Source organism: Frankia sp. AiPs1, assembly GCF_023716945.1.
GTDB lineage: Bacteria > Actinomycetota > Actinomycetes > Frankiales > Frankiaceae > Frankia.
Map to the genome: position 1 here is coordinate 1 of NZ_JAMQQF010000320.1, position 6,602 is coordinate 6,602.

Below are 6,602 nucleotides of genomic sequence, written 5' to 3' on the forward strand. Positions count from 1 at the left end.
CGTTCCTGGACTGGATCGGGCTGTCCGGCAGCACGGCCGCCGCGTGGGTCACCGGCATTTTCGCCCTGCTCGTCGCCGTCCCGGGCGAGCCCGTCGAGCCGTGCGCCGCGGCCGGTGAAGGCGCTGAACGGCGCCACGACGGGCGCCTTGTCGGCCAGCGGCCGCGCGAGGTAGCGCCGGTGCCGTCGAGGCGAGGTCGCCTCGACGGCCGCCGTCACCCGGCGGATCCAGGCCGCCATCTCGGCCGGGGTGGTGCCGTAGCGGTCGGCCCAGGCCGACAGGGGCCAGCCGGTGCCGGCGACGGCGGGCACGTCGCTGCCCAGCCACGTCATCAGGTGCGCCAGCAGGGCCCGGTCGGCGGGATCGGGCAGCGCCTCGTGAGCCCAGGCCGCGTCGGGCACGCGTTCGGGCCGCTGCTGCAGGCCGTGGGCGCGCCGCCGGTCACGGTGCAGCTCGCCGAGGGCCGAGTGCACCACCCGGACGAGGTAGCCGTGCGGGACGGCGGGACCCCGCCGGCCGAGCCGGTCGACGACCTTCGCCAGCAGAGGCACGGCGTCGTCGAAGCACCCGAGGTCGCAGGCGGCGAGGACGCCATCCTGAATCGCTCGCGGCCCGGCGGGGCACGGCGTCCCGCCGTGGCGGGCCGACCGGCGGGACAGCATGTCGTTGACCGCGCGGACGGCGGCCGCGAACGTCATTCGTTCCATATGTCCCGAGAGTGCCGGCCTGGCCCCGCTCGCAGACTCCCGCGGACTGCCGAGTTGACCGGTGCGGCCGGCAGAATCTGCCAGTCTGAGCGGCGGGCGCGGGAAGGCTACCGGCCGCGCGTTCCCCGGCCGAGCCATCCCGCGGGGCCGGGCGTCGGGACCGGGCCAGCCCTGCCCCGATCTCGACGCCCTACGCTGCATGCTGTGTCCACCGAACCGGGCGAGCAGACCCTCGAACGGGTCATCGCCGCCCGGGTCCGCGAGTACCGCCTCGCCGCCGCCCTGTCGGTCGCGGAACTCGCGCGGCGCACCGAGATGTCCAAGGCGATGCTCTCGAAGATCGAGAATGCCCAGACCTCCTGCAGCCTGTCCACCCTCGGCCGGCTCGCCGCCGGGCTCGGCGTCCCCGTGACGGCACTGTTCCGCGGCGTCGACGACGAGCGGGAGGCGGTGTTCGTGCCCGCCGGGCACGGCGCCCGGATCGTGCGCCGTGGCAGCCGGGTCGGCCACCTCTACGAACTGCTGGGCACCCTGCGCGGCGGGGCCAAGCGGATGGAGCCCCTGCTGGTCACCCTGACCGAGGCCAGCGAGGTCTTCCCGCTGTTCCAGCACGAGGGCGCCGAGTTCCTCTACCTGCTCGACGGCGTGCTGGAGTACGGGCACGGCGAGGCCCGTTACGTACTGCACCCCGGCGACGCGCTGATGTTCGACGGCCTGGGGCCGCACGGCCCGGTCCGCCTGCTGGAACTACCGATCCGCTTCCTGTCCGTCACCGCCTACGGCTCCCACGACGGCCCCTGACGCCCGCCCGGGCACTCGGCGGCGCGACCCCGCCCATTGATCGTTCTGGCGCACGTCGACGGTGGGCGCGCCGGTTCAGACCGGCCCCTGGCGGCGCTCCTCCGGCGACGTCGGATCCTCCGGAGGCTCGGAGCCGGGCCCTTCGCCTGGAGCCCAGACCGTCCGATCCACCAGGCCGTGAGGGCAGCGTCCGGAACCGTCCTTGGACGACGCCCGGACACCTCGGACACCGGCGAGCGCCGCGCCACGGGCCCGGCGGCACTTCCGGCAGGCGGTAACAGAGATCATCGGCACGATCTTCTCCGCGCCGACGTCCTCACTCACTTCTTCACCCGCCCACTGCCGCCACACGCCGTGCACTTCGTGACAGCGTTCCCAGCGAACCGGCCGTCCTCGTCGAACTCCTGCCGGCCCGTCTCCACCTCGCCCTTGCCGTTGCAGGCGGAGCACGTGCCGAACTCGACCGGCGTGTCCCCGGTGCCGCCGCCGGCTTTCCGCTTGTCCGGGTCGCTGTCGTCACGGACCACGGGGGGCTTGCCGCCGCGTTTCGTACCGCCGCGGCCCGATGATGCCCCGCCGTCGGTGTTGCCCCATTTGTTCCACACCATCGGCTGTTCTCCGTTCACGGCCGGTGCCGCACCGCGTCGACGGTAACCCCGGGAACGGCGAGAGCGGCAGGGGAACAGCCGGATCTGTTACCGGCCGAGCGCGGGTCAGACCGCGGCGGCCCGGCGACCGAGCTCCGCCACCGTGGACGGGAGTAACTCGTCAGACAGCCCAGTCCGCGGACCCACCAGCCCCGAGCCCGACCCGAACCGCCGATGACGGCCGACTGGCGGACTCATGCCCGCGGCCTGGCCGGCGAGGTCACCTTTCCCGGCTCCCGCTGGTAAAGCCACCATCCCCGCCGCGGCGACCTGACCGCGGCTGGCCCGGCCTGCCCCCTGTTCCTCGCGCCATCCGGTCGGCGGCGTTCCCGCGCGGCGATCCCGTGCGCGCCGGCCGGGTGGCGAGGACCACCCGGCCGCTGCGCGTCGCGATCTGGCGCGAGGGACGCCGTCGTTGGCTCAGCGCATCTGGCCGGCGGCGTGGTAGGGATGCGGGCTGACCAGGGGGGCGTTCTCCGCGAAGCGGGAGAGGCGGAAGTCGGCGGCGGGGATGAGCGGATGACTGGAATCCCCGTCGACGACGAGGTCGGCGACCAGCTCACCGACCGCAACCGAGATCTTGAACCCGTGGCCGCTGAACCCGGCCGCGACGAACAACCCGTCGACGGGCGTCGCCGAGATGATCGGGTTGTAGTCGGGGGTGACGTCGTAGCAGCCGGCGTAGGACGACGACAGCGCCACCTCGGGCAGCCCCGGGAAGCGATGGGCGAACCGGGCGACGGCGCGCTCCACGTACTGCGGGTCCGCGGCGCCCGGGTGGGCGTCCGGATCGACCCACTGCGGACGGCTGTGGTCGCTGTTGCCGACCAGCAGGTCACCGGAGCGCTCCGGGCGCACGTACTGCAGGCTCACCAGGTCGGACAGCACCGGCACGGTCCCGACCGGTGCGCCCGGCGCCACCATCAGGATCTGTTCCCGTTGGGCCCGCAGCGGCAGGTCGACGCCGACCCCGGCGGCCAGCGCCGCCGACCACACTCCCGCCGCAAGGACGACCGTGCCCGCGGCGATCCGGCTGCCGTCGGCGAGCTCCACCCCGATCGCCCGCCCCCCGGACCCCGCGCCCCCGCCGGCACGTTCACCCCCACCACCGCCGCCGCCAGCTTCGCGTTCGCCCCCACCGGCGCGTTCGCCCCCACCTGCTCGTGCGCCCCCACCTGCTCGTGCGCCCCCACCTGCTTGTTCGCCCCCACCTGCTCGTGCGCCCCCACCTGCTCGTGCGCCCGAGGTCAGGATGCGCGTCACCGGGGCGCCCTGGCGTACCCGGACTCCGCCCTGGCGGGCCGCCGCCAGGTACGCGTGACAGGTCCGGTAGGCGTCGCCGTAGCCGCCGCGCGGCTCGTAGGCGAACGCGGCGAAGTCGGCGAGGTCGGCCGCCGGCCACAGCTCGGCGACCTCCGCGGGATCGGCGAGGCGGGTGTCGATGCCGAGCGCCGCCGCCGCCTCGACGTTGGCCGCCAGCGCCGCGGCGTCACCCGGCCCGACGCCGACGAGGTAGCCCACCTGCTCGAAGCCGACCCCGTCGGCCACCCCGAGGATCTCGGCGGCATGGGTGAACAACCGGACGCCGTGCCAGGCCATCACGGCGAGCGAAGGCACCCCGTAGTGGCAGCGGACGATGCCGCTGGAGCGGCCCGTCCCGCCGGAGCCGACGGTGGCCCGTTCGAGGACCAGCACGTTGCACACGCCCTTGCGGGTCAGCGCCCAGGCGGCCGCGGCCCCCTCGATGCCGCCGCCGACGATGACGACATCAGCGCTCGCCTGCACGGTCAACGGCCCGGGATCCAGTCGGTTCCGGCCAGCGGCACCCCGGCCATCGCCGCCGCCTCGACGGTGAGCGCGACGAGGTCCTCGGGTTCGAGGCGGTGCACGTCGCTCTTGCCGCAGGCCCGCGCCAGCATCGTGGTCTCCATCGCCAGCGCCCGCAGGTAGTTGGCCACCCGGTGGGCGCCGAGCCGCGGGTCGAGGCGGGCGGCCAGCTCGTCGTCCTGGGTGGTGATGCCGACCGGGCAACGGCCGGTGTGGCAGTGCGTGCAGTGGCCGGGCGCGGTGCCGAGCGCGACGTACTCCTGGGTCACGTCGACCTCCACGCCGGCGACGGCCGCGCCCGGGTCGGCGAGGTGGCGGTAGGTCGGGGCGTTGCAGCCCAGTGCCACGAGCGGCGCGACGCCGAGGGAGACGGCGTCCGCGCCGAGCGCGAGCGCCTTCGCGACGTCGGCGCCGGTGCGGATGCCCCCCGAGATGATCAGCCCCACGTCGCCGGTGAGCCGCAGGTCGGCCAGCGCCGCCGCGGCCAGGCGCACCGCGGCCAGGGTGGGGATTCCGGTGTGCTCGATGAAGGCGTCCTGGGTGGCACCGGTGCCGCCCTGCATCCCGTCGACGACGACGACGTCGGCACCGGCGGCGACGGCGAGGCGCACGTCGTGGTCCACCCTGGTCGCGCCGATCTTGACATAGACGGGCACCTGCCAGTCGGTGACCTCGCGGATCTCCTCAATCTTGATCAACAGGTCGTCGGGGCCCGTCCAGTCCGGATGCCGGCTCGCCGAGCGCTGGTCAACCCCCTCGGGCAGGGTGCGCATCCCCGCCACCCGGGCGCCGACCTTCTGCCCGAGCAGCATCCCGCCGCCGCCCGGCTTCGCCCCCTGACCGAGCACGATCTCCACCGCGTCGGCGGCGCGCAGATCGGTCGGGTTGAACCCGTAGCGCGACGGCAGGCACTGGTACACCAGGGTCGTCGAGGCCGACCGCTCCTCCGGCGTCATCCCGCCATCACCGGTCGTCGTGGACGTCCCGACCAGCGACGCCGCGCGGCCCAGCGCCTCCTTCGCGGGCGCCGACAGCGAGCCGAACGACATCCCCGCAATGGTGATCGGGATGTCGAGGACCACCGGGCGGGCGGCGCGGCGGGCACCGAAGATGGTCCGCGTGTCGCAGCGCTCCCGGTAGCCCTCCAGCGGGTAGCGCGAGGCGCTGGCGGTGAGCAGCAGCAGGTCGTCGAAGTCCGGGACGGCGCGGCGCGCGCCCCAGCCGCGGATCGGGTAACGCCCCAGCTCCGCCCGCTCGCGGATCCCGGCGAGGACCGGCGGGCCGAAGGTGTGGTGCGGCGGGTACCGCTCGTCTGCCGGCCGCGGGAGCGGGTGCGGACCGTCGATCGTGTCGGGGTGGGGCATCGTCGACTCCGATCAGTAGGCGCCGTGGTGGGCGGTGTCGAAGTGGTAAAGCTGGCGGGCTGACGCCACCCGGGTGACGTTCTCCGGATCGATGTGGTCGAAGCCGGCCTGCGCCGCCAGGGCCCGCACCGCGGCCACGTCGGCGGCGGTGAGGTCTTCGATCCGGGCGTCGGTCCCGAGGCCGTGCACGCGCCCGGCCACGTAGATCACCGCCTCGTAGAGGGAGTCGCCGAGGGCCTCGCCCGCGTCGCCGCCGACGAGGATCGTCCCGGCCTGAGCCAGGAACGCGCAGTACCGGCCGACGTCCCCGGCGATCGCGAGCCGCCCGCCCTTGAGCGAGATCCCGGCGCGCAGCGACGCGTCACCCTCGACGACGACGAGCCCGCCGTGCGCGGACGCCGCCGCGCTCTGGCTGGCCGCGCCGCGGATCCGCACGGTGCCGGACATCAGGTTCTCCCCCGCGCCCCAGCCGACCGGCCCGTCCACGGTCACCTCGGCCGCCTCGCCGAGACCGCCGACGTAGTAGCCGGCGGGGCCGGCGATCGTCACCCCGATCGCCCGGGTGAGCCCCACCGCCAGGTTGTGCCGGCCGGCCGGGTTGACCAGCCGGGCCCGCGCGCCGTTCGGTAGCGCGCGCAGCGTCGCATTGACGTGCCGGGTCGGCATCTCGGCCAGGTCGAGCACGAGCTCTTCCGACACCGTCCCGTCCGCCGGGTCGGCGGGGACGGCGGGGTCGGTGGGGTTGGCCGGGTCGGTGGGGTTGGCCGGGACGGTGGGGACGGTGGGGTCGGTGGTGGCAGCGGCGGCGCGGATGGCGCCGGTCAGCTTGCCCACAGGTAGACCTCCGCCGGCTCCGGTTCGAACACCGCCGCGTCGGCGAGGCCCGGCAGGCCGAGCAGGGCCCGGTACTCCGACACCATCGCCACCCACTGGTCGGTCTCGGCGATGATCGCCGGCTTGCACGCGATCCGGTCGCGGACGACCGCGAAGCTGTCCGCGGTGGTCACGGCGAGGGTGAAGAAGCCGTCGAAGGTCGCGGTGAGCCGGCGCAGGGCCGCGGCCAGGTCGTCGCCGGCGGCCAGCCGCGCGGCGAGGTAGCGGGCGGCGACCTCGGAGTCGTTGTCGGTCTCGGTGGTCACGCCCTCGTCGGCGAGCCGGCGCCGGATGGTGGCGTGGTTCGCGAACGACCCGTTGTGGACCAGACAGAGAGTGGGGTCCACCGGCTTCGGCTCCGGCCCCGGCGCGGGGGCCGGAGC

Annotated in this window: 5 protein-coding genes and 2 pseudogenes; 1 reads left to right on the top strand and 6 read right to left on the bottom strand. The window is 74.8% G+C overall.

Annotated elements, in window-relative coordinates; translation table 11 throughout:
- Nucleotides 1-698: pseudogene (locus tag ND748_RS21765) on the bottom strand (hypothetical protein); the annotation flags it as partial.
- A gap of 213 nt (nt 699-911) precedes the next feature.
- On the opposite strand from ND748_RS21765, the gene ND748_RS21770 reads away from it, so the two are divergent.
- A complete protein-coding gene (locus tag ND748_RS21770) occupies nt 912-1,508 on the top strand; it encodes an XRE family transcriptional regulator (RefSeq protein ID WP_251747836.1) in 597 nt (198 codons plus the stop codon).
- 320 nt (nt 1,509-1,828) lie between these two features.
- Here ND748_RS21770 and ND748_RS21775 read toward each other — a convergent pair whose 3' ends face one another.
- The 5 genes and pseudogenes from ND748_RS21775 to ND748_RS21795 form a co-directional block, all read right to left on the bottom strand.
- Nucleotides 1,829-2,116, bottom strand: coding sequence for a hypothetical protein (locus ND748_RS21775; protein ID WP_251747837.1), 288 nt, complete (start codon nt 2,114-2,116; stop codon nt 1,829-1,831).
- A 459-nt stretch (nt 2,117-2,575) separates the two neighbouring features.
- Complete coding sequence (locus ND748_RS21780) at nt 2,576-3,940, bottom strand: FAD-binding oxidoreductase (protein WP_251747840.1); 1,365 nt, start codon at nt 3,938-3,940, stop codon at nt 2,576-2,578.
- A gap of 2 nt (nt 3,941-3,942) precedes the next feature.
- Nucleotides 3,943-5,346: an FMN-binding glutamate synthase family protein gene (locus ND748_RS21785; protein WP_251747838.1), complete on the bottom strand. Its 1,404-nt coding sequence runs from the start codon at nt 5,344-5,346 to the stop codon at nt 3,943-3,945.
- Nucleotides 5,347-5,358: 12 nt separating this feature from the next.
- On the bottom strand, nt 5,359-6,180 hold the full coding sequence (locus ND748_RS21790) for a glutamate synthase (protein ID WP_251747839.1): 822 nt from the start codon (nt 6,178-6,180) through the stop codon (nt 5,359-5,361).
- Nucleotides 6,168-6,602, bottom strand: a pseudogene (locus ND748_RS21795) (glutamine amidotransferase); the annotation flags it as partial. The pseudogene ND748_RS21795 and the gene ND748_RS21790, both read right to left, overlap by 13 nt.

Excerpts from the sequence above, each read along its gene's own strand:
- ND748_RS21785 (WP_251747838.1), bottom strand. The coding sequence starts at position 5,346 with ATGCCCCACCCCGACACGATCGACGGTCCGCACCCGCTCCCGCGGCCG.
- ND748_RS21775 (WP_251747837.1), bottom strand. The coding sequence starts at position 2,116 with ATGGTGTGGAACAAATGGGGCAACACCGACGGCGGGGCATCATCGGGC.